Origin of the sequence: Paenibacillus sp. FSL M7-0656, assembly GCF_038003225.1 — a bacterium.
GTDB lineage: Bacteria > Bacillota > Bacilli > Paenibacillales > Paenibacillaceae > Paenibacillus > Paenibacillus amylolyticus.
In genome coordinates this window covers 1696629-1717532 of sequence record NZ_JBBOOT010000001.1, presented here as the reverse complement: position 1 = coordinate 1717532, position 20904 = coordinate 1696629, and the positions used below count along the sequence as shown (strand labels likewise).

At 44.1% G+C, this 20904-nt stretch carries 25 protein-coding genes; all 25 read left to right on the top strand.

What is annotated here, in order from left to right; translation table 11 throughout:
* Positions 1-20 precede the first annotated feature (20 nt).
* The gene (gene hslV, locus MHI01_RS07380; RefSeq protein ID WP_017689194.1) at positions 21-563 is read left to right on the top strand and encodes an ATP-dependent protease subunit HslV; all 543 of its coding nucleotides are present in this window, start codon (positions 21-23) and stop codon (positions 561-563) included.
* Positions 564-679: 116 nt separating this feature from the next.
* Positions 680-2080 carry an ATP-dependent protease ATPase subunit HslU gene (gene hslU, locus MHI01_RS07375; protein ID WP_340982841.1) on the top strand — a complete coding sequence of 467 codons (1401 nt, stop codon included), beginning with the start codon at positions 680-682 and terminating at the stop codon, positions 2078-2080.
* A gap of 981 nt (positions 2081-3061) precedes the next feature.
* Positions 3062-3469: a flagellar basal body rod protein FlgB gene (gene flgB, locus MHI01_RS07370; RefSeq protein ID WP_036609373.1), complete on the top strand. Its 408-nt coding sequence runs from the start codon at positions 3062-3064 to the stop codon at positions 3467-3469.
* Positions 3470-3475: 6 nt separating this feature from the next.
* Entirely contained in the window at positions 3476-3925 is a 450-nt protein-coding gene (gene flgC / locus MHI01_RS07365; RefSeq protein WP_017689191.1) for a flagellar basal body rod protein FlgC, read from the top strand.
* A gap of 58 nt (positions 3926-3983) precedes the next feature.
* Entirely contained in the window at positions 3984-4295 is a 312-nt protein-coding gene (fliE, locus tag MHI01_RS07360) for a flagellar hook-basal body complex protein FliE (RefSeq protein ID WP_017689190.1), read from the top strand.
* A 137-nt stretch (positions 4296-4432) separates the two neighbouring features.
* Positions 4433-6016 carry a flagellar basal-body MS-ring/collar protein FliF gene (fliF, locus tag MHI01_RS07355; RefSeq protein WP_340982840.1) on the top strand — a complete coding sequence of 528 codons (1584 nt, stop codon included), beginning with the start codon at positions 4433-4435 and terminating at the stop codon, positions 6014-6016.
* Between the two features lie 11 nt (positions 6017-6027).
* Positions 6028-7044: a flagellar motor switch protein FliG gene (gene fliG, locus MHI01_RS07350; protein ID WP_036609368.1), complete on the top strand. Its 1017-nt coding sequence runs from the start codon at positions 6028-6030 to the stop codon at positions 7042-7044.
* Complete coding sequence (locus tag MHI01_RS07345; protein WP_076249819.1) at positions 7037-7900, top strand: FliH/SctL family protein; 864 nt, start codon at positions 7037-7039, stop codon at positions 7898-7900. The genes fliG and MHI01_RS07345 overlap by 8 nt, the downstream gene beginning before the upstream one ends.
* On the top strand, positions 7887-9206 hold the full coding sequence (gene fliI / locus MHI01_RS07340; RefSeq protein ID WP_036609365.1) for a flagellar protein export ATPase FliI: 1320 nt from the start codon (positions 7887-7889) through the stop codon (positions 9204-9206). The genes MHI01_RS07345 and fliI overlap by 14 nt, the downstream gene beginning before the upstream one ends.
* Before the next feature lie 11 nt (positions 9207-9217).
* Positions 9218-9670, top strand: a complete 453-nt coding sequence (fliJ, locus tag MHI01_RS07335) for a flagellar export protein FliJ (RefSeq protein WP_340982839.1) — start codon at positions 9218-9220, stop codon at positions 9668-9670.
* Between the two features lie 43 nt (positions 9671-9713).
* Positions 9714-10655: a MotE family protein gene (locus MHI01_RS07330; protein WP_036609363.1), complete on the top strand. Its 942-nt coding sequence runs from the start codon at positions 9714-9716 to the stop codon at positions 10653-10655.
* Positions 10656-10694: 39 nt separating this feature from the next.
* Positions 10695-12083, top strand: coding sequence for a flagellar hook-length control protein FliK (locus MHI01_RS07325; RefSeq protein ID WP_340982838.1), 1389 nt, complete (start codon positions 10695-10697; stop codon positions 12081-12083).
* A gap of 19 nt (positions 12084-12102) precedes the next feature.
* Entirely contained in the window at positions 12103-12660 is a 558-nt protein-coding gene (locus MHI01_RS07320; RefSeq protein WP_339188225.1) for a flagellar hook capping FlgD N-terminal domain-containing protein, read from the top strand.
* Positions 12657-13040, top strand: coding sequence for a TIGR02530 family flagellar biosynthesis protein (locus tag MHI01_RS07315; protein ID WP_047842481.1), 384 nt, complete (start codon positions 12657-12659; stop codon positions 13038-13040). Before MHI01_RS07320 ends, MHI01_RS07315 begins: the two co-directional genes overlap by 4 nt.
* Positions 13041-13121: 81 nt before the next feature.
* Positions 13122-13937 carry a flagellar basal body rod protein FlgG gene (gene flgG, locus MHI01_RS07310; protein WP_339188222.1) on the top strand — a complete coding sequence of 272 codons (816 nt, stop codon included), beginning with the start codon at positions 13122-13124 and terminating at the stop codon, positions 13935-13937.
* Positions 13938-14004: 67 nt separating this feature from the next.
* Entirely contained in the window at positions 14005-14226 is a 222-nt protein-coding gene (locus tag MHI01_RS07305; RefSeq protein ID WP_169478481.1) for a flagellar FlbD family protein, read from the top strand.
* A complete protein-coding gene (locus MHI01_RS07300) occupies positions 14226-14687 on the top strand; it encodes a flagellar basal body-associated FliL family protein (protein WP_339188219.1) in 462 nt (153 codons plus the stop codon). The genes MHI01_RS07305 and MHI01_RS07300 overlap by 1 nt, the downstream gene beginning before the upstream one ends.
* A gap of 40 nt (positions 14688-14727) precedes the next feature.
* Positions 14728-15726 carry a flagellar motor switch protein FliM gene (gene fliM, locus MHI01_RS07295; RefSeq protein ID WP_339188217.1) on the top strand — a complete coding sequence of 333 codons (999 nt, stop codon included), beginning with the start codon at positions 14728-14730 and terminating at the stop codon, positions 15724-15726.
* Positions 15716-16990, top strand: coding sequence for a flagellar motor switch phosphatase FliY (gene fliY / locus MHI01_RS07290; protein ID WP_150367668.1), 1275 nt, complete (start codon positions 15716-15718; stop codon positions 16988-16990). The genes fliM and fliY overlap by 11 nt, the downstream gene beginning before the upstream one ends.
* Before the next feature lie 28 nt (positions 16991-17018).
* Positions 17019-17384, top strand: coding sequence for a response regulator (locus MHI01_RS07285; RefSeq protein WP_017689175.1), 366 nt, complete (start codon positions 17019-17021; stop codon positions 17382-17384).
* An 11-nt stretch (positions 17385-17395) separates the two neighbouring features.
* A complete protein-coding gene (locus MHI01_RS07280; RefSeq protein WP_100529395.1) occupies positions 17396-17932 on the top strand; it encodes a flagellar biosynthetic protein FliO in 537 nt (178 codons plus the stop codon).
* A complete protein-coding gene (fliP, locus tag MHI01_RS07275; protein WP_036609355.1) occupies positions 17929-18684 on the top strand; it encodes a flagellar type III secretion system pore protein FliP in 756 nt (251 codons plus the stop codon). The genes MHI01_RS07280 and fliP overlap by 4 nt, the downstream gene beginning before the upstream one ends.
* 25 nt (positions 18685-18709) lie before the next feature.
* Complete coding sequence (fliQ, locus tag MHI01_RS07270) at positions 18710-18979, top strand: flagellar biosynthesis protein FliQ (protein ID WP_017689172.1); 270 nt, start codon at positions 18710-18712, stop codon at positions 18977-18979.
* A 10-nt stretch (positions 18980-18989) separates the two neighbouring features.
* Positions 18990-19778: a flagellar biosynthetic protein FliR gene (gene fliR, locus MHI01_RS07265; protein ID WP_036609353.1), complete on the top strand. Its 789-nt coding sequence runs from the start codon at positions 18990-18992 to the stop codon at positions 19776-19778.
* Positions 19779-19801: 23 nt separating this feature from the next.
* Entirely contained in the window at positions 19802-20884 is a 1083-nt protein-coding gene (flhB, locus tag MHI01_RS07260; protein ID WP_174806417.1) for a flagellar biosynthesis protein FlhB, read from the top strand.
* The last annotated feature ends 20 nt before the right edge of the window (positions 20885-20904 follow it).

Below are 20904 nucleotides of genomic sequence, written 5' to 3'. Positions count from 1 at the left end.
CGTGGGAGGATGCTGATATCATGGATATGTCATTTCATGCTACAACGATCTGTGCTGTTCGTCATAATGGTAAGGCTGCAATCGCAGGAGATGGTCAGGTGACCATGGGCCAAAGTGTTGTGATGAAGAATACAGCCAAGAAGGTAAGACGTTTGTACCGCGGACAGGTTGTTGCTGGCTTTGCTGGTTCTGTGGCGGATGCGATCACCCTGTTTGAGAAATTCGAAGGTAAGCTCGAGGAGCACCATGGTAACTTGCAACGTGCTGCTGTAGAGCTTGCCAAGGATTGGCGTCAGGATCGGATCTTGCGTAAGCTTGAGGCGCTGTTGATTGTGATGGACAAATCAGGTATGCTGCTCATTTCAGGCGGCGGGGAGATAATTGAACCAGATGATGACGTTATTGCTATCGGATCAGGTGGAAACTTCGCCTTATCTGCTGCGCGTGCGTTGAAACGTCATGCAGTAAATCTGGAAGCCAAAGATATTGCGCGTGAATCACTTCAGATTGCCTCGGAGCTATGTGTATATACCAATAATAATATTATTGTAGAAGAGTTATAAGCCAAAGAAATCTCCCGTAGTGGAGCATGATTCTGTAATCTGCTCCAGGACGTCTAGGGGATTCTTTGTCCTTGTTAGGAAAAATAAATTCAACATACTGGTAGGAGGGAAGCAATATGAATACTCAAGCGTTAACACCTAGACAGATTGTTGCAGAGCTTGACAAGTATATTGTAGGTCAAAAGAAAGCTAAAAAATCGGTAGCGGTAGCTCTTCGTAATCGTTATCGGCGTAGCCTTTTGCCTGAGCACACTCAGGACGACATTGTGCCTAAAAATATCTTGATGATTGGACCTACCGGTGTGGGTAAAACGGAAATCGCCCGTCGCCTTGCTAAACTGGTAGGTGCGCCATTTGTGAAAGTGGAAGCTACCAAGTTCACTGAAGTAGGTTACGTTGGCCGTGACGTTGAATCGATGGTGCGTGATCTGATTGAGACATCACTGCGGATGGTGAAGTTGGAGCGGACTGAAAAAGTGAAGGACAAAGCTGAAGAAGCTGCCAATGAGCGAATTGTACATATTTTGGCTCCTTCACAGTCCAAGTCCAAGAGTCAGCGTAATCCCTTTGAGATGATCTTTGGTAATAATGGCAACAACGTTCAGGAACAGGATGAGCCAGAACCGGATACTGGGGTTGCCGAACGCCGCCGTAAGATCAAGTTTGATCTGTTGTCCGGCAAGTTGGAGGATGACATCATTGAGATTGATGTCGAAGACACTGCGCCTAACATGATGGACATGTTTGCTGGACAAGGTAATGATCAGATGGGCATGAATATGCAGGAGATGTTTGGTAGCCTCTTACCTCGTCGTACGAAAAAGCGCAAGCTCGCCATCAAAGAAGCGCGCAAAGTGTTGACCCAGGAAGAAGCAGGCAGATTGATCGATATGGATGATGTTACACAAGAATCCATTCGTCGAGCAGAGCAGACAGGTATCATTTTCATAGATGAAATTGACAAGGTCGCCAGTCAAGGGCGCGGTAGTGGTCCTGATGTATCCCGTGAAGGTGTGCAACGTGACATACTGCCTATCGTAGAGGGCTCTACAGTAATGACGAAATATGGTCCTGTCAAAACGGATTATATTCTGTTTATGGCAGCTGGCGCATTCCATGTCGCCAAACCCTCTGATTTGATTCCTGAGCTTCAGGGACGCTTCCCAATTCGTGTGGAACTAAGCAGTCTAACACTGGAGGAGTTTGTTTCCATTCTGACTGAACCCCAAAATGCACTGACCAAGCAGTATGTTGATCTGTTGCGGACAGAGAATATTGAGATTGAGTTCTCGGATGAGGCCATTCGCGAGATTGCCAAATTGGCTGAATCCGTCAATCAAAATACAGAAAATATAGGTGCTCGTCGATTGCATACGATTCTTGAAAAGCTTTTGGAGGATTTATCCTTTGAGGCACCTGAGCTTACACTGGAACGTATGGTGATCACTCCGGAGTATGTTCGGGAGAAATTAAATGATATTGCGCTTGATCGTGATTTGAGCCAGTATATCCTGTAACATGCGGCTAGCAATGCAGTTGTTAAAATGATGCTATAAATGAACGGTATGCAAGAGAGTAGAGAACATTTGTGTGATCGACAAAGGGAAGCAATCCTTTAATGAATCACAAAGGCCCTCTTACTTGGCGCATATCGTTTATTTTTGTTTCTATCTAAAGGATTTTGATGTTACAACCGATAAAAGATGTGTGGTTGTTATACGGATCGACAAAACCTAGGACTTGTGCCGCATGTATCCGGAGTTAAAACCTATCGGAGTGGTAGTTATTCTTCCATTCCATACCCAATGATTCCCATTAAAAGAATTTTCCTTATTCCAAGTCTGGTCATCGGTTTAGTCGACAGATTGGTAAATGTTGCGTAAATGCGCAAAATGATGAATTATTGAAAAGTTTGAAGTCACTAATTGTTTTCTTAAAATTAAAATATATAGACCCCACTTAATTGTTAAGAAAGTGTTGTGTGGGCAAGACGAGTTTTCTTTATTCTTGAAAGATAATTTGTCAATTGATTAATATACAGCTTTGTATGTATACCTATCATATTGTCCTTAAACCCTTAGTGTAACGGCAAAAAATTCTAACATTATCAACTATGAAATATTCGGAAATATACATAATTACGGGCGTTATAAGCTCATGTTGAGACTCGAAATTTTTTTTTTATTTTAAGAATGTTAAAGAACAATAAGGGAGAGTATTAACATACTTTTGTTTTGGGCCCGAACATTTACGAAAAAATTCATAATTTGCAGAAAATACACAAAAAGCCCCGTCTTTCAGAAAAGATAGGGCTTTTTTCTTATTGTAATAAATCCCAAACTCGAAGAAACTTATGTTATACGACAACATCAGAGTTAATTCTACTTAAGTCCTAGAAAACCGTGTAAAGACGAATGTTTTTGTCGAAAAAAACATAAGAATTTTCAAGGGAAAAGATACAATCTTTTTCCATAACTTCTAAAGAGAGGAGGGAGATTGTGAATCTTTTAAACGATATCAGCTTTAAAAGATTGCAAGGTGCACTCGATGCGTCCAATATCAGACAACGAACAATTGCTGACAACATCGCGAACGCCGATACTCCGTATTTCAAGCGCTCGGACGTTTCTTTTGAAGAAATGTTGCAAGGGCAAATGAATGGAGATATGCCTGTTCTTAAGGGTAAATTAACTGATGCAAGGCATTTTGTCATAGGTCCTTCCTCTTCCGTACCCACGCCAGTAGTTAATATGGACCAGTCAACCTCCATGAATAACAACGAAAACAATGTCGATATAGACAGAGAAATGAGTCTTCTGGCGGAGAATCAGTTACGTTATAACGCTTATATTCAGCAAGTGAACGAACAAATTAAAATCATGCGTGTTGGCGTGGAAGGGAGATAACCTAAATTGAACATTAGTAATAGTTTTAGTATCAGTAGCTCAGCTCTGACAGCCCAACGGTTGCGGATGGACGTAATATCTTCCAACATTGCCAACGCAGAGACTACGCGCGCGAGCGTATCCAATGGTGAGGCGGTCCCTTACAAACGTAAAATGGTTGTGCTTGAGCCGAATAAAACGTCATTTGGTACGATGCTGCAAAATCAGATGAGAGGTAGCGGTTCAGGAGATGGCGTAAGAGTAACGGAGATTCGCGAGGATCAGTCACCTCTGAAGCCTGTGTATGACCCTTCTCATCCGGATGCAAACGCAGAAGGATATGTATTTATGCCTAATGTGGATATTGCGAAAGAAATGGTCGACATGATCTCTGCTTCGCGTTCATATGAAGCAAACGTAACAGCACTGAATTCAACCAAAGCGATGATCTCCAAAGCTTTGGAGATTGGAAGATAATCTGCTTAAAAATGAAAATAAGAAAAATACAAACCAGGGATGAAGGGGAGGGACATTAATGATTCAGAACAACATGTTTAGCACACAGGGGATACAACCGCTACAGATGAAGAGTGCAACCGAAAGTAAGCCTTCTACACCAGCCGAAACCATTCAGAGCTTCGGTACATACTTACAGAATGCATTAGGGTCCGTTGCAGCACAGGAGGCTCAATCGCATGAAATGTCGAATCAATTTTTGGTCGGCAAAGCGAATGTGGATCAAGTGATGATTGCTTCAGAACAGGCCTTGTTAAGTCTACAACTCACAACTCAAGTCCGAAACAAAGTGGTCGAAGCATACCAAGAAGTTATGCGAACGCAGTTATAAAATAACCTACTTGCGCTTCGATAATAGCGCTGATCATTACAACAAAGCAGCTGCGATGCTGCTCCTGATCGTCAACCTATGAAACGGCTAGGGTTGAGTAAGGACAGACTAAGCAAAGTTTCGGATGGGGTGACAGAGTGAATGAGAGAATCGCCCAGTACAGGGATAAGGCATCCCAGTATTGGAATAGTTTTAGCAAAAAGCAAAAAGTATTATTTATATCTACCTTCCTGTTTCTGATTTTGGCTGCAGTTGTACTCACGATGCAATTGTCCAAAACGGAATATGAAGTTGCTTTTACAGATTTGAATGCAAGTGATTCAGCGGGCGTGATCAGTTATCTCGATTCATCTAGCATTCCATACAAATTAAGTTCAGATGGCAAGACCATATCCGTACCGAGTACAAGTGTTGCAATTGCAAAGGTGAATGTTGGATCTCAAGGGATTATTCAGAATGGTTCATTAGGGTATAAGTCATTCGAGGAGTCATCATCCCCCATCGGGATGACGGATAAAGAGTTTGATGTAAAGTACAACAACGCTATAAACGGAGAAGTTGAACAGTTACTTCAGCGGATGCAAGGGATACAGGATGCTAAAGTACTGGTTAATATGCCGAAAGATAACATCTTTGCTGGTTTGGAAGAACAAGACAAAGCATCAGCATCGGTAGCTCTCCAATTCAAACCGGGTTATCACCCAAATCAGGCAGCGGTAGATGGCTACTTTAACTTGGTTAAGACTGCAATTCCTAATCTGCCTGTTGAGAACATCACAATTACAAACACAGATGAAGCAGAATTGATTCCAACTGCCCGAGGTGGCAGTGGCGGGTTGTCTTCCGAAGTTCAAGAGAACATGGCACTACAGAAAAAGTTTGAAAACGATGTCCGTAATAACGTAAAGCAATTCCTTTCCCAGATTGTAGGCGAAGACAAAGTTAATGTTTTGGTAGCCTCCAAGCTTAATTTTGACAAAGAAACACGTAAGGAAAATCTGGTCACACCTGTTGATGTAGATAATATGAAAGGCATCGAGATCAGTGTGCAGGAGATTCAAAAGAGCTACACTGGCGCAAGCAATCCAACAGGTGGTGTTGCTGGCACAGGACAAGAGGAAGTTCCGGGTTACCCATCATCTGATGCAACCGGTAACTCTACCTCCGAAGAATCATCAAGCACTATAAACTACGATGTTAATCGAATTGCCAAGGATATCATTTCCAGTCCGTATACTGTAAAAGACTTAACCATTAACGTTGCGGTTGAACCACCGAATGGAGAAACAGAATTACAGGGACCGGTTCAGGACGCAATTGAGAACATTTTGGTTAACATTGTTCGTGCTTCACTGGCAGACTCAGGCACTGTAATAAGTGACGCCGATCTGACAAAGAAAGTTTCAGTCATGTCACAAGGCTTCCAGACTGCCTCTGCAGACAATACAGGTTTCCAACTTTCCTCAACGATGATGTGGGGTGGAGGCGCACTCATAGCGGCATTGATCGTAGCGGTAGTTATTTTGTTAGTACGCCGTCGCCGCAAACAAAACGAAGTCGAAGAAGAAGAGATTCCTCTTCCAATAGCAACAGAGTTCCCGTCCATTACGCTGGACAGTGTAACGAACGAAAGTCAGGTGCGCAAACAATTGGAGAGTTTGGCCAAGAAAAAGCCAGACGAATTCGTCAATCTGCTGCGTACATGGCTGGCTGACGAATAGAGGTGAGCGCATTGGCAAAGGCAAGCAGTCAAGGTTTGACTGGCAAACAAAAAGCAGCAATATTGTTGATTACATTAGGTCCGGAAGTATCGGCTCAGATATTCAAACATCTGCGTGATGAGGAGATTGAGCAACTTACGTTGGAGATTGCCAACGTTCGCAAAGTTGATTCTTCTGAAAAGGATATGATCATGGCCGAGTTTCACCAGATCTGTCTGGCGCAGGAATATATCTCTCAGGGCGGTATCAATTACGCCAGAGAAATCCTGGAAAAAGCTCTGGGTTCATCAAAAGCACTTGAAGTCATTAATCGTTTGACAGCTACGCTGCAAGTCAGACCATTTGACTTTGCGCGCAAAGCAGATCCGAATCAAATTTTGAACTTTATTCAGAATGAAAGCCCGCAAACGATTGCCCTGGTTCTGTCTTACCTGCAATTCGAACAGGCGGCAGCGATTCTATCATCCTTGCCACAAGAGAAACAGGCAGATGTCGCTCGCCGGGTGGCTGTTATGGATAGTACTTCGCCAGAAGTTATCTCTCAAGTGGAGCGGGTTCTGGAACAGAAGTTATCCTCTACCGTAACGCAGGATTACACCAATGCAGGTGGTATCGAATCGATCGTTCAGATTCTGAACGGAGTCGATCGGGGTACAGAACGTACCATTTTGGACTCGCTTGAAATTCAGGATCCAGAGCTTGCAGAGGAAATCAAAAAACGCATGTTTGTATTCGAAGATATCGTCAATGTGGATGATCGTTCGATTCAGCGCATTATTCGGGATATCGACAACGCAGATTTGCAGCTGGCACTCAAAGTGGCAAGCGAAGAAGTTCGGGATGCCGTGTTCCGGAATATGTCGAAACGGATGTCCGAGACATTCAAAGAAGAGATGGAATTCATGGGACCTGTGCGATTGCGTGATGTTGAGGAAGCTCAGACACGTATCGTAGGAACGATACGCAGATTGGAAGAAGCCGGTGAGATCATTATCGCACGCGGTGGAGGAGATGATATCATTGTCTAATTTGATTAAATCTTTCCAGTATGTACCGGTTGATGACCGTAAAAAACTTGAAAATCATCATCATTATGGTGGTGCTGAGGAGTCTGAAACGGAATTAAATGGTGTGAGTGCTGAAGGTTCTGAAGTTGAGACACTTCAAGCACGCGTGGACGAAGAAACACAACGTCTTACCGCAGAAATGCTGGAAGATGCCAAGGAGTTTGCAGAAAAGCAAGTACGTGAAGCTTCAGAAGAGGCAGAGCGCATGCTTCAAGAGGCCCGTGAACAGATCGACAGCTGGTGGCAGGAACAACGACAACAGGATGAACATCTGACTGAAGCGCTTCGTTCACAAGGTTTCCAACAGGGTTTTGAAGAAGGCAAAGTACAAGCTGAACTGGATCTCCAGGTGCAAATCGAAAAGATGATGATTGAAGCCCAGGAAGTGCTCAAGGAAGCTTATGTAGCTAAAGATCAGATCATTCAGGAAGCCGAACCGTTCCTCGTGGAGCTCGCTTGCGGGATCGCTGAGAAAGTCATTGATAAGCAACTTACCATTGAACCCGATCATACATTGGAACTGATTCGTCAGAGTTTGTCACGTAAACGGGAACAGGGTTTGATCACACTCTGTGTGGCACCTGATCAGTTTACATTTGTACAGGCAGCTCGTGAAGAATTGTCTCTGTCTATTGACTCTCAGGCAGAATTGCAGATTTTGCCTGATTCAACGGTCAAAGATAAGGGATGTGTCATTCGTTCTTCGTTCGGAAGTGTAGATGCGAGAATTGATACACAGCTTGCTGAGATTAAAAAAGAACTGGTCCGCATAGCACTTGAGGATGAGGAGCGAAAAAATCAACATGAAGGTTCTTAGTTCACAGCGATATATGGAACATTTGCGCCAATTCGATCCTGTTCGTATTAACGGCAAAGTTACTCAGGTCATTGGTCTTATGGTGGAGTCAGAAGGGCCAGATGCAAGTATCGGTGACGTATGTTATATCTATCCTGGGAAATCGGCCAAGCCTCTTCAGGCCGAAGTTGTTGGGTTTCGAGATAACAAAGTGCTGCTTATGCCACTGGGTGAACTTCAATCCATCGGTCCTGGCTGCGATGTAGTAGGTACGGGTAAACCACTCGGCGTTCAGGTAGGCTCCGAATTGCTCGGTAAAGTATTGGACGGACTTGGACAACCGCTGGACGGTTCCCTCCTTCCATCCAGAATGCCGATGTACTCTACCTCCAATACACCGGTTAATCCAATGGATCGTCCACGTGTACTTGAAACGATGGGTGTTGGTGTAAGAGCTATCGACGGATTGTTGACCGTAGGTAAGGGACAGCGTGTAGGTATTTTTGCCGGTTCTGGTGTTGGTAAGAGTACATTGATGGGCATGATTGCTCGTAATACAGCAGCAGATGTCAATGTCATCGCGCTTGTGGGTGAGCGTGGACGTGAGGTACGCGACTTTATTGAACGGGATCTGGGTCCGGAAGGACTGGAACGTTCCGTAGTCATTGTTGCAACATCAGATCAGCCTGCCCTGATTCGGATTAAGGGAGCAGTTATTGCGACCACTATTGCAGAGTATTTCCGAGATCGTGGAATGAACGTGATGCTCATGATGGATTCGGTAACCCGATATGCGATGGCACAAAGGGAAGTGGGTCTGGCTGTAGGCGAACCTCCGGCAATGAGAGGATATACGCCATCGGTTTTTGCAAGTTTGCCCAAACTGCTTGAACGGGCGGGTACAGGACCTACTGGTTCGATTACAGCCTTTTACACCGTTCTGGTCGATGGGGATGACATGAATGAACCGATCGCGGATGCGGTAAGGGGTATTCTGGATGGACACATTGTGTTAAATCGATCCATTGCAAATAAAGGTCATTTTCCAGCGATTGATGTGTTAGCCAGCATAAGCCGTGTTATGAAGGATATTGCTCCAGAAGAGCAGTTGGAAGCCGTTAATAATATGAAACGTTTGATGGCTGTGTACAAAGAATCGGAAGATTTGATCAATATTGGAGCTTACCAGCGGGGATCAAATGCAGCCATAGATGAATCGATAGACCAGATTGATAGTATATGGAACTTTACCAAGCAGAAAGTCGACGAGAAAGTCACTTTAAGTGAAGTACAGGAACGTTTGATTCTTGAATTTGCAAGGAGATGAATGGGTAAACGATGAAATTTCGATATCATTTCCAGAAAGTTGTTGACCTGAAGAGTAATGAAAAAACACAGGCAGAGTGGATGTTATCCACAGCGATCGGTAAACTTCAGACGGAGGAAGAACATCTGATACAACTTCTTAATGATAGAAGTAATCTGATCGGCATTATCCAATCTGCTACGAAAAATACAGCGTCTGTAAACAGTCTGCAGGAGATGCAGCGTTATGTACATCACCTTGACGAGTGCATTTCACGCAAAAACAGTGATGTTAAACATGCTCAGGTCAATGTGCAACGGAATCAGACGTTTCTGAACGGTAAGATGGTTGATGAAAAAGTATGGCTTGGAGCGAGAGACAAGGCAAAAATCAAATTTCAGCAGGAGATGCTCCTCCGGGAACAGAACGATCTGGACGAGATGGCTACTGTACGCTTCGCTGCCAAAGCCGGACGCGCGAATTGATGTGAGCCGGACGCGAAGTTGTCTCGTGAAGGAGGAATAAACGATGGCTGTTAAAGATGATAGCGACATGGAAAAAGAGTCGGGAGGCGGTTGGGAAAAGTTTCTCATGATTTCTATCCCGATTGTATTCACCGTGGTATTGCTAGGTGTACTACTTACGCTATTTAATGTAGATATTCGTAATAATTTGTTTGAATTTGCCAACAAGATACCGGTAGTTAAGGAATGGGTACCTGATCCTGTACTGGATCCGGAGAAGGAGAAGCTGGAGAAGAGTGAGCAGCAGGTTGAAAGTGCTGAAGCCACAATCGAAAAGCTGAAATCCCAAGTAACTGCCAAAGAAACAGAGCTCAAGGCAGCACAGGAAGCGACAACAACTGAAGCAAAGAAGGCCACGGACCTTCAGAAGAAGTTGGATGATGCGGAAAAAGCGGCTGAAACGGCTACAGCAGCAACGCCCGAAACGGAATCTGATTATCAGAAACAAATCAAAGATTTGGCTAAAATGTATGCGGACATGAGCCCAAGCAAAGCTGCACCGATTTTGCAAAATATGACGAATGAGGAAATGGTATTGTTGTTGAATGCCATGCAGTCATCTGCTCGGACCAAGGTGCTTGAAAAGATGGACCCGAAAACGGCAGCCGATGTCACCATGATGATGAAGGATGCCAAACCGTCCGGGGATCTGGCGCTGGATGCGCTGCAATCCAGATTGAAGAAAGAAACCACAGCAACTTCAACTGCATCCACAACCACAAGCAAAAACCTGGATAAAAACCAGCTTAGTCAAACATTTGCTTCGATGTCTGCTTCAAGTGGTGCCAAGCTATTATTGGAAACATACAAGTTAAGTCCTGACAAAACATTGACCATCCTGAATTCAGTAGATGATGCAACACGCTCTCAATTGCTTGAGAACATGTCTTCAGAGGATTCGGTTGAAACTGCAAAAATTTTGAACAGATTAATGGGTAACAAGTAGAACTGATTACTCTGTATAACCGAGAGGAGGTGAAAATAAATGTCGATTGTATATCAAATGGCATCCACAGCATCTGCAAAAGCAACGGGGACAGGTCAGACAACCGGAGCACAATCGAAAGGTTCAGCTGTAGGTGCTAGCGGTGAATTTCTCCAAACTCTTGCACAATCGCTATCTGGAGGAAACACAGAAGGTGACAGTTCAAGCGCTACTGGAAGTTTAACTGCCAATCCGTTGTTGTTTTCCTTTGCTACAAGTGAAGAAGGAGAAGCGGCATCAATCACAGATATACTGAATTCGTTGTTCACGGACTTGGATTCACTTGACGAAGCTTTGGAAAATGACCCAGCTCTACTTGCAGGTTTGCAAACTCTGATTCAACAGATGTATACACAATTAAGTGATCCTTCAGGTACTAATGCAGAAGGTTCCGACGAGTCTTCGAACGGAGCGGAAAGTGTAAAAACAGTACCCGCAATTGAACTGTCGCAGCATCCTGCAGCAGTACGTTTTGTTCTGCAAGATATGCTTACACAATTAGTAGCTGGAATGAATGATCCTGAGAGTAACGTTGCGAAGAACGCTCCTGAATTCAAACATTTGTTACAATCTCTGCAGAGTCAGCTTCAAGAGGCTGGAGTGGATACCACTAGTAACAAAGGATGGACTGAACTGAAATCCATACTGGATACATTGACTGCAGTTAAGGATCAGACTGCACAGGTCGCTCCAAGTACTAGGCTTCAAACATCCAAACAGGATTTGGTCGTACCACAAGTTCTTGTTGCGGCAGTGGCGAATTCTGGAACCCAAGTGAAAGCTGAGGTTGAGACAACATCTACTTCAAATGCAGGTGGAGAAGTGGAACACTCAACCATCATTACTGCAGGAGAGCTGTCCTTGCGTTCATCAGGTACTACAGCAGGAAAACCGGCTGAACCTGTAATGCAAACATCACAGTTTGCCAAGGAAATGACACAGTTTGTTGTTAACAAGCTGGATATTGTCCAGCAAAAAGGATTTTCCGAGGCGACCATCTCACTTCGGCCTGAGCATCTAGGTAAGTTGGATGTTCAAATTACCTTGCAGAACGGGCAGCTGGTTGCACGGTTTATGACTGAACATACGATGGCTAAAGACATGCTTGAACAACAAATGACGCAACTGCGTTCTTCACTTCAAGCCCAGGGAATTCAAGTGGAACGACTTGAGGTTACCCAGAACAGTTCAATCGGATCACAGATGTATCAGGACGGAGGCCGTCAGCCGGGAAGTAACTCTCAACAACAACGCCGTTCGCGTGAGCGTGAGGAACAATCGGATGATGCTATAGCTACAGCAGGGATTCAAGAAGAATTGCGTAACTGGCGTAGCGAGCAAGTCGAAGGAAATGAATTACAGAGAGATACGTTTAGTGCTGAGGCTTAAACAGAAATGAGGTGAGCATATGGCTAATGAAATTGTTTCAACGAATAATACCTGGCCGAACTATTCGGCAGCTAATAAAGCAACCACAAGTGCTGCAACAAAAGAATTGGGTAAAGATCAGTTTCTAAAAATCCTGATTACCCAGCTACAAAATCAAGACCCGATGCAGCCGATGGAGGATAAGGAATTTATCGCTCAAATGGCACAGTTCAGCTCAGTGGAACAACTGGTCAATATTTCTACGCAACTTAAAACATTGAACCAGTCCCTTGGTGCTGTATCCGGCATGATTGGCATGGAGGTAAGTTGGCTTTCTTCTAATAAAGATGATAACGGAACTCTTCGTCAGGGTATTGTAGATTCCATCATTGTAAGAGATAGCGTTCAATACGCAAAAGTAGGCAACGACGAGATTAAGCTGGATGAGATCATTCAGGTGAATTATCCAAAAAAGGCAGAAGAGAGTCAAACTCCGGTACAGAACGTTCAGGATGTAGCCCCTGAAACGAACGAGAGCCAAGAAGTTGAATCATCCGCTGAAACGGGTGATACGGAAGATAGCGGGAAAACGATATGAGTGATCGCATAACGGTTGGACAATTATACGCAGGCCCGATTACACCGAATATGCTTCAAAGACCCAAAACGGGAGAAGCTTCGGCTATACCCGAAAAACCTTTTGCAAAAGTGCTGGAAGATAATCTTCTGAAATTGAGCAATCATGCTGCCAAACGATTGGAACAGCGTGGTATTGAACTCAAGACTGAGCAAATGGAACAGATTGGTTCTGCTTTGGACAAAGCTGCTGCCAAAGGAGCCAAAGAGTCATTGATTTTAATGCAGGATATGGCTTTTATCGTCAATGTCAAAAATCGTACTGTGGTTACAGCTATGGATAGTGAGAGCATGAAGGATAATGTGTTCACTCAGATTGATAGTGCTGTAATCATTTCTTAACCGGCTGGCCCTTCTCGGGAGCCGGAATGCCGCTGACCGACTGATGCGGTAACCAAATGAAGACTGGGAGGATTTTTAAAAATGATAAAATCAATGTACTCAGGCGTTTCCGGGATGCGGGGTTTCCAAACAAAACTCGACGTAATTGGTAACAATATTGCGAACGTAAACACGGTTGGCTTCAAAGGCAGTCGGGTTATGTTCAAAGATATTATGAGCCAAACTACGGCAGGGGTAACTGCCCCTGGCGATGCAAGTGGTGGTGTCAATGCGAAACAAATCGGTCTTGGTGTAACGGTAGGTTCAATTGATACGTTGCATCTGGCAGGTAGCCCAATGACAACGAATAATCCAACAGATCTTCGGATTAATGGAGATGGATTCTTCTTGGTACGTTTGAGTGAAGATCAGGAAGTACCTTACCTGACTCGTGCAGGAGATTTCCATGTGGATGCTGCACGTAACCTTTTGACTTCGGATGGATTGTTTGTTCTGGATAACGGTGGTGGAAATATTACGATACCGGATGATGTTGTTTCCTTCACGATAGGTCAGGATGGAACAATCAACCAAACCATGGCAGACGGAACCATCGAAGCGGGTCCACAGCTTGGAATAGGTAAAGTTGTCAATCCAGAAGGTCTTGAGAAAATTGGGGGCAACTTGTATCGTATGACAGCAAACGCGAATCCGGATGGGGCGTTGGAACCATTAACAGCGAACAGTGCTGAGGACGGAACAGGAGCAATCGTTGCTGGACAGCTCGAGATGTCTAACGTGGATCTGACTGGAGAGTTTACTGAGATGATCGTAGCTCAGCGTGGATTCCAGGCCAACTCCCGGATCATTACAACGTCGGATGAAATACTTCAGGAAGTTGTTAACCTGAAACGTTAATAGCTGATTAGTGATTTTTAAAATGTGGAGGAGCTTGCTCCTCCCACTCTGATCGAGGGGGCTTAGCATGATTTCGGTTACGCGGTTAAATGGTTCTCCCATGTGGTTAAATGCGCTGATGGTTGAGATTGTGGAAGAGACGCCTGACACGTATGTTACTCTGGTGACTGGAAAGAGATTGATTGTGCTTGAGAAAGCCGATGAAGTTATTTCCAAAATTAAAGATTACAACCGTGAAATCGGGGTTCAGGCAGCCACTATTAAAGTGCAGCAAACGGAGGAATCCTGATGAAAAAAATGATGCCCTGGCTTGCAACAATGTTGCTGGCAATAACACTCATTGTGGTGGTTGTGTTTGTATTTATGCAAGGACAGACCGGGAATAAGAACGACACACATACGGCGGCAGCTGCTGAAGAAAAAAAAATGACTGCGGATGAAATTGTAGAGGTATCCTCAGAGCTTGCACAGATTAAAACGAATATGGCCGATCCGGATCGTATTATTATGGTTAGTTTTTCTTTCATTTTATCTGATAAAACAGCCAAAGAAGATTTTGAGAAAATTAAAAGCATTACGGTGAAGCCTATTATTATTCAGGCACTTGCAGACACCAAGGCTGAGGAACTGAGTTCGGCCAAGGGTATGAAACAATTCAATGAGAAACTGACAGGTCTGATTAATGAGGCATTGCCTGAGCCGAAATTGAAAAGCACTAGTTTTTCAGACATTGTTATAGCGCCAATGTAAATGAACAGAACACGCTGTAGACCTGTAAGGGGGTGAGAACATGGTGGATGTATTATCACAGAATGAGATTGATGCCCTATTAGCAGCCCTTTCTTCTGGTGAGATGGACGCAGAAGAATTGAAGAAGGAAGATACTCAGAAGAAAATTAGATCATACGATTTTAAGCGGGCAGTGCGTTTCTCCAAAGACCATATCAGAAGCTTGACTCGTATTCACGAAAACTTTGCACGCTTTCTCACCACTTATTTTTCAGCCCAACTGCGGACGTTCGTTCAAATCAATGTCGTTCAGGTCGAACAGTTGCCTTATGATGAGTTTATCCGTTCTATTCCTAAGATGACGATATTGAACATTTTTGAAGCGGAGCCACTACAGGGACGAATGGTGATGGAAGTCCATCCGAACGTGGGATATGCGATGTTGGATCGCCTGCTTGGTGGAACCGGAACTGCTCCAACCAAGATCGCATCGATGACGGAGATTGAGACGACCATCATGGAGCGGATATTCAGCCGAGCATTTGAAAGTTTGCAAGAAGCATGGAAGACCGTGTTGGATATTTCCCCAAGGATGGAAGCGCTCGAGACCAATCCGCAATTTATGCAGATTGTATCTCCCAATGAGACCATTGCTCTGATCTCGCTCAGTACCAAAATTGGTGACACGACAGGCATGATCAATCTATGTATACCGCATGTCGTTCTTGAACCTATTATGTCACGGTTGTCAACTCATCAGTGGTTTGTTTCGGAGAAGAAAACGAGAGCTCCGGAGGAGTATGATGCTCTAAAAGAGCGTGTGAACAAAGCCAAGTTACCAATCGTTGCGGAATTGGGAGAATCGAGAATTTCAATTGCAGAATTTCTGGGTCTGTCCGTTGGCGATGTCATTACGTTGAACAAACCAGTTGATGAGGGACTTTCCATTAAAGTGGGTGACAAACTGAAATACATGGGCAGTCCGGGGACAATCAAAGACCGTGTGGCTGTGCAAATAGACAAGATTGTCACCGAAGGAGTTGAAGAATTTGACGAGTAAGGATTATTTATCCCAAGAAGAAATCGATGCTTTGCTCAGGCAATCGGAATCGATAAACAGCTCGGAACCCGCTGAAAAGACGGTTGATGATTTTTTGACCGAGCTGGAGCAGGATGCCTTGGGGGAGATTGGTAACATTACATTTGGTAGCGCGGCAACAGCCTTGTCCACGCTATTAGGCCTCAAAGTAGATATTACAACACCTAAAGTTTCTATCATTAGTCGAACGCAGTTTGAAGAAGCTTTTCCTAAGCCACATGTTGCCGTTCATGTGAATTACGTGGATGGATTCGAAGGTATTAACTCACTTGTTATCAAGAAGAGAGATGCTCAAGTCATCGCTGATTTGATGTTGGGTGGCGAAGGAAATCCGGTCGATGAAGAACTGAATGAAATCCATATTAGTGCAGTACAGGAAGCGATGAACCAGATGATGGGTTCCTCTGCAACCTCAATGTCCACCATTTTTAATCGTTTTGTGAATATTTCCCCTCCGGGAATTGATATTCTCAATCTGGAGAGTGGAGAGGGTGTAAGTAATCTTCCAGCAGATGAGACCCTTATCCAAGTTTCATTTCGTTTGTTAATCGGGGATCTGATCGATTCCAATCTGATGCAGTTGCTTCCAGTACATTTTGCCAAAAACATGGTAGATATGCTGATTGGAGGCGCTCAGGAGTCAACAGCCAGCGCACCAGTGGCATCAACACCTGAACCTGCGCCAGCAGCTGTACCAGCAACGCCACCACCGGTTGCGGAGCAACCGCCCGTTCAGCACCAACAGGCTCCACAGGCTCCACAACAGCCTGCTCAGGACTATAACGGATATGGACAGGCCCCGATGGGTATGCCTCAAGGAATGCCGCCACAGCAGCCGTATGGCATGCCACCGCAGCAACCTTATGGTGCACCTCAACATTACGGTGGAATGCCAAATAGGAATGTTAACGTACAACCAGTTCAATTCGCCAATTTGCAAAATGGGGCGTATGGTCAGGTAGACGAAAACAATTTGAATTTATTGATGGACATTCCCCTTAAGGTCACCGTAGAATTAGGAAGGACCCAGAAGCAAATTAAAGATATTTTGGAACTGTCACAGGGTTCGATTGTCGAACTGGATAAGTTAGCCGGGGAACCTGTCGATATTTTGGTGAATAACAAACTGATCGCCAAGGGAGAAGTTGTCGTTATTGACGAAAACTTTGGTGTTCGTGTTATAGATATCGTTAGCCAATGGGACCGAATTCAGAAATTACAATAAGCACAATTTAGGGAGGACTTAAATCAAGATGGCAAACCGAATTTTAGTCGTAGACGACGCTGCATTTATGAGAATGATGATCCGGGACATTTTGTCCAAAAATGGATATGAGGTTGTTGGTGAGGCACAGGATGGCTCACAAGCAATTGAGAAATTTAAAGAGCTTCGTCCGGATCTAATCACAATGGATATTACGATGCCTGAGATGGACGGCATTGCAGCTTTGAAAGAAATCAAGAAGATTGATGCTAACGCTAAAGTAATTATGTGCTCCGCGATGGGTCAACAAGCGATGGTAATCGACGCTATTCAAGCAGGTGCTAAAGACTTTATCGTTAAACCGTTCCAATCTGACCGGGTTATCGAAGCGATCAGCAAGACACTGGGCGTTTAAGAGACATGATGATGGCTCAGGGTGATATTCCAGGAGGAGCTGGCGTGGGAAGTAATTATTATTTACAGCTTGTATGGGTGATTGTTGTCCTGGCCGTCATCCTGGCCCTTATTGTTTATCTGATCCGTTTTCTAAACAAAAGGAATCAGCAAATGTTCCGGCACGGCACAATTCGTACCCTGGGCGGAGTTGGACTGGGGCAAAACAAGTCGTTGCAAATTATGGAAATTGGTGGGTGTGTATATCTGCTTGGTGTAGGTGAAGACATCCAGTTGATAGATAAGGTTTCGGATTTGGAAGAGGCCCAAAGAATCATTGATTCCTTCGAACGAGATGCTGCTGCACAACAAGGAAATCTCTCACCTCTCATTGCCAAGCTCACAAAACGTTTCCGTAAAGAAGAACCGCCGCGGGAAATGGAACTAGAGGACACAACTTCTTTTCACGAAATGTTTGAATCCAAACTTCGGCAGATGCCTAACCGTAAAGAGAAGATGGAAAAGCTCCTGGATAAAGACAATACTACAGATCGGTCGAGGGATTCATGAAGAAAAAGATTTGGTTAGCGTGTTGTTTATTAGGACTTATCAGTCTGGCATCTGTAACGGTTGCCTTTGCCGAACCCATTCCGAATATTGATATTCAGATTGGAAACGGTGATGGAGGGACACCAAGCACGAGTTCACTGTCCATCATTCTGTTAATTACAGTGCTTAGTATTGCTCCAGCAATGCTTGTACTGATGACCAGTTTTACCCGGATTGTAATTGTGCTCGGTTTTATACGTACATCTTTGGGTACACAACAAATGCCACCCAATCAGGTGCTGGTCGGTTTGGCGCTATTTCTGACACTTTTCATTATGTCGCCGACGTTGTCTTCCATAAATCAGGTAGCGCTTCAGCCCTATCTCCAGGGAGAGCTTACGCAAACCGAGGCACTTGAAAAAGCAGCGGATCCCATGAAGAAATTTATGTTTAGTCACACCAGAGAAAAAGATCTTCTGCTGTTTATGAAGTACAATCAGACTGAACAACCAAAGACCTATCAGGATATCCCAATTACTGTTATGGTGCCGGCATATGTAATCAGTGAGTTGAAGACAGCATTCCAAATGGGGTTTATGATTTTTATTCCGTTTCTGGTTATAGACATTGTTGTCGCGAGTACACTCATGGCAATGGGGATGATGATGCTTCCGCCGGTCATGATCTCATTACCTTTCAAAATACTGCTCTTTGTCCTTGTGGACGGGTGGTATCTGGTTGTCAAGTCACTGTTACTGAGTTTTAATACTTGATCCGGAAAGTTAAAGGAGGACGGTCATGACTTCGGAATTTATTATCGGTCTGGCCGGGAAAGCGGTATACACGTCATTGCTGGCCAGCGCACCTATGCTTATACTAGCTCTGGTTGTAGGACTTGCAATCAGTATTTTTCAAGCGACAACTCAAATTCAGGAACAAACATTAGCTTTTGTGCCCAAGATTGTTGCCGTACTTCTGTCAGTACTTTTGTTTGGACCTTGGATCTTAAATATCTTGGTCGATTTCACGTTTAACATTCTCGATAATCTATACAGATACATAGGGTAGGCTTTAGCAGATGGAGACATTGTTGCAAAGTTTCCCTGTCGCTCTGCTTATGTTTTGTCGAATCACATCATTTTTTGTAACTGCGCCAGTTTTTTCGGCTCGAAATGTGCCGGCTTCAGTTAAAATAGGTATCTCTGCATTTGTCACATTATCTGTCTATCTGATTTACGGAATAGACCAGACCGTACCCACAGACCTGAGTTATGTCTTATTGATCATCAGAGAGATTCTAATTGGCCTGCTTTTAGGTTTTGTGGCTTATCTGTTGATGACGGCTGTTCAGACTGCGGGGACCTTTATCGATCTACAGATCGGTTTTGGTATGGCCAATGTATACGATCCAATGACAGGTGCTTCAGCTCCACTTACGGGTAACTTGAAGTATGCATTTGCTATGCTTCTGTTTCTGACAATGAATGGTCACCATTATTTGCTGGATGCGATAGTTTACAGTTACCGGTGGGTACCATTATCTAATGTGTTTTTCCTACGGTTGGCAGATGGAAGTATTGCTGAATTTTTGATTCAGACCTTAGGTCAATCATTTATGCTGGCTTTTCAGATGTCGGCTCCGATTGTAGTTGCGTTGTTTTTGACGGATGTTGGATTGGGTTTTTTGGCCAAAACTGCTCCTCAATTTAATGTATTTGCAGTTGGGTTGCCGCTTAAGTTACTCGTTGGTCTTGCTATTTTGCTTTTGCTGGTTCCCAGTTTCTCCTTTGTATTTAGTCAATTGTTCGAAGCGATATTCAGATCGATGGAAAAATTGCTTGGAACCATTGGACAAAGGCCCGGCTGAGTGAAACGGAGGAAAAGACACGGATGAAACTTCAACTCGACCTCCAGTTGTTTTCAGGGGAGAAGACGGAGAAAGCTACCCCGAAAAAGAGACAGGATACACGAAAAAAAGGACAGGTTGTAAAAAGCGCTGAACTATCTGGCGCATCCATTCTCCTAATCGTGTTTTTGATCATGATGGTATTCAGCAATTTCTATAAAGAACGTATAGTTCGTCTGTTTACAGATATCTTCATCAATCGATTGAGTATGGATATCACCGGAGAGAATGTGATGGCGCTTATGATGCGCTATGGCATTGAAGTTTTGTTATTGATCGCTCCCGTTTTGCTGGGTGCGTTACTGGTTGCTTTAATCGTTAACTACATGCAAGTTGGTTTTCTTCTTGTAGGGGAAGGTTTGAAGCCAAAACTTGAGAAACTGGACCCGATTAAAGGTTTCAAAAATATATTCTCTCTCCGCTCATTAGTGGAATTTGCTAAATCCATTTTGAAAATGTCGCTTATCGGTTATCTCGTTTACAGTACAATTAAAGGCTACCAGTCAGATATTGCTTCACTTTCTCATTTTTCATTGGATGCTATTTTACATTTCGCTGCGTCGATCACTTTAAGTCTTGGTATCAAGATTGCAGTGGCATTAATGATACTTGCGATATTTGATTACATGTATCAGAAGTATGACCATGAGAAGAAGATTCGTATGTCCAAGCAAGACATCAAAGACGAGTACAAGAAAATGGAAGGTGATCCGCTGATCAAAGGTAAAATCCGGGAACGCCAGCGTCGTATGGCTATGCAGCGTATGATGCAGGAAGTGCCAAATGCGGATGTAATCATCACGAACCCGACCCACTTTGCGGTTGCGCTAAAGTATGAAGGTTCCGAGATGGAGGCACCACAGATTATTGCCAAAGGTCAGGATTATGTCGCCTTGCGTATTAAGGAAATAGCCAAAGAAAACGGTGTTATTACGATGGAAAACAAGCCGCTGGCACGGGCATTGTTCCAGAGAGCCGAGATTGGTGACGCTATACCGGCCGATTTGTTTCAAGCGGTAGCTGAAGTGCTGGCTTATGTATATAAACTAAAGGGCAGAACGAAATAAAAGGGGATCGGAGGCCGTAC

Excerpts from the sequence above, each read along its gene's own strand:
- fliP (WP_036609355.1), top strand. The coding sequence starts at position 17,929 with ATGAAGAAAAAGATTTGGTTAGCGTGTTGTTTATTAGGACTTATCAGT.
- fliJ (WP_340982839.1), top strand. The coding sequence starts at position 9,218 with ATGAAATTTCGATATCATTTCCAGAAAGTTGTTGACCTGAAGAGTAAT.
- fliE (WP_017689190.1), top strand. The coding sequence starts at position 3,984 with ATGATTCAGAACAACATGTTTAGCACACAGGGGATACAACCGCTACAG.
- fliI (WP_036609365.1), top strand. The coding sequence starts at position 7,887 with ATGAAGGTTCTTAGTTCACAGCGATATATGGAACATTTGCGCCAATTC.
- fliM (WP_339188217.1), top strand. The coding sequence starts at position 14,728 with ATGGTGGATGTATTATCACAGAATGAGATTGATGCCCTATTAGCAGCC.
- MHI01_RS07285 (WP_017689175.1), top strand. The coding sequence starts at position 17,019 with ATGGCAAACCGAATTTTAGTCGTAGACGACGCTGCATTTATGAGAATG.
- MHI01_RS07320 (WP_339188225.1), top strand. The coding sequence starts at position 12,103 with ATGGCTAATGAAATTGTTTCAACGAATAATACCTGGCCGAACTATTCG.
- MHI01_RS07305 (WP_169478481.1), top strand. The coding sequence starts at position 14,005 with ATGATTTCGGTTACGCGGTTAAATGGTTCTCCCATGTGGTTAAATGCG.
- MHI01_RS07300 (WP_339188219.1), top strand. The coding sequence starts at position 14,226 with ATGAAAAAAATGATGCCCTGGCTTGCAACAATGTTGCTGGCAATAACA.
- fliQ (WP_017689172.1), top strand. The coding sequence starts at position 18,710 with ATGACTTCGGAATTTATTATCGGTCTGGCCGGGAAAGCGGTATACACG.
- MHI01_RS07325 (WP_340982838.1), top strand. The coding sequence starts at position 10,695 with ATGTCGATTGTATATCAAATGGCATCCACAGCATCTGCAAAAGCAACG.
- hslU (WP_340982841.1), top strand. The coding sequence starts at position 680 with ATGAATACTCAAGCGTTAACACCTAGACAGATTGTTGCAGAGCTTGAC.
- MHI01_RS07330 (WP_036609363.1), top strand. The coding sequence starts at position 9,714 with ATGGCTGTTAAAGATGATAGCGACATGGAAAAAGAGTCGGGAGGCGGT.
- flgG (WP_339188222.1), top strand. The coding sequence starts at position 13,122 with ATGATAAAATCAATGTACTCAGGCGTTTCCGGGATGCGGGGTTTCCAA.
- MHI01_RS07315 (WP_047842481.1), top strand. The coding sequence starts at position 12,657 with ATGAGTGATCGCATAACGGTTGGACAATTATACGCAGGCCCGATTACA.
- fliR (WP_036609353.1), top strand. The coding sequence starts at position 18,990 with ATGGAGACATTGTTGCAAAGTTTCCCTGTCGCTCTGCTTATGTTTTGT.
- hslV (WP_017689194.1), top strand. The coding sequence starts at position 21 with ATGGATATGTCATTTCATGCTACAACGATCTGTGCTGTTCGTCATAAT.
- flhB (WP_174806417.1), top strand. The coding sequence starts at position 19,802 with ATGAAACTTCAACTCGACCTCCAGTTGTTTTCAGGGGAGAAGACGGAG.
- MHI01_RS07280 (WP_100529395.1), top strand. The coding sequence starts at position 17,396 with ATGGCTCAGGGTGATATTCCAGGAGGAGCTGGCGTGGGAAGTAATTAT.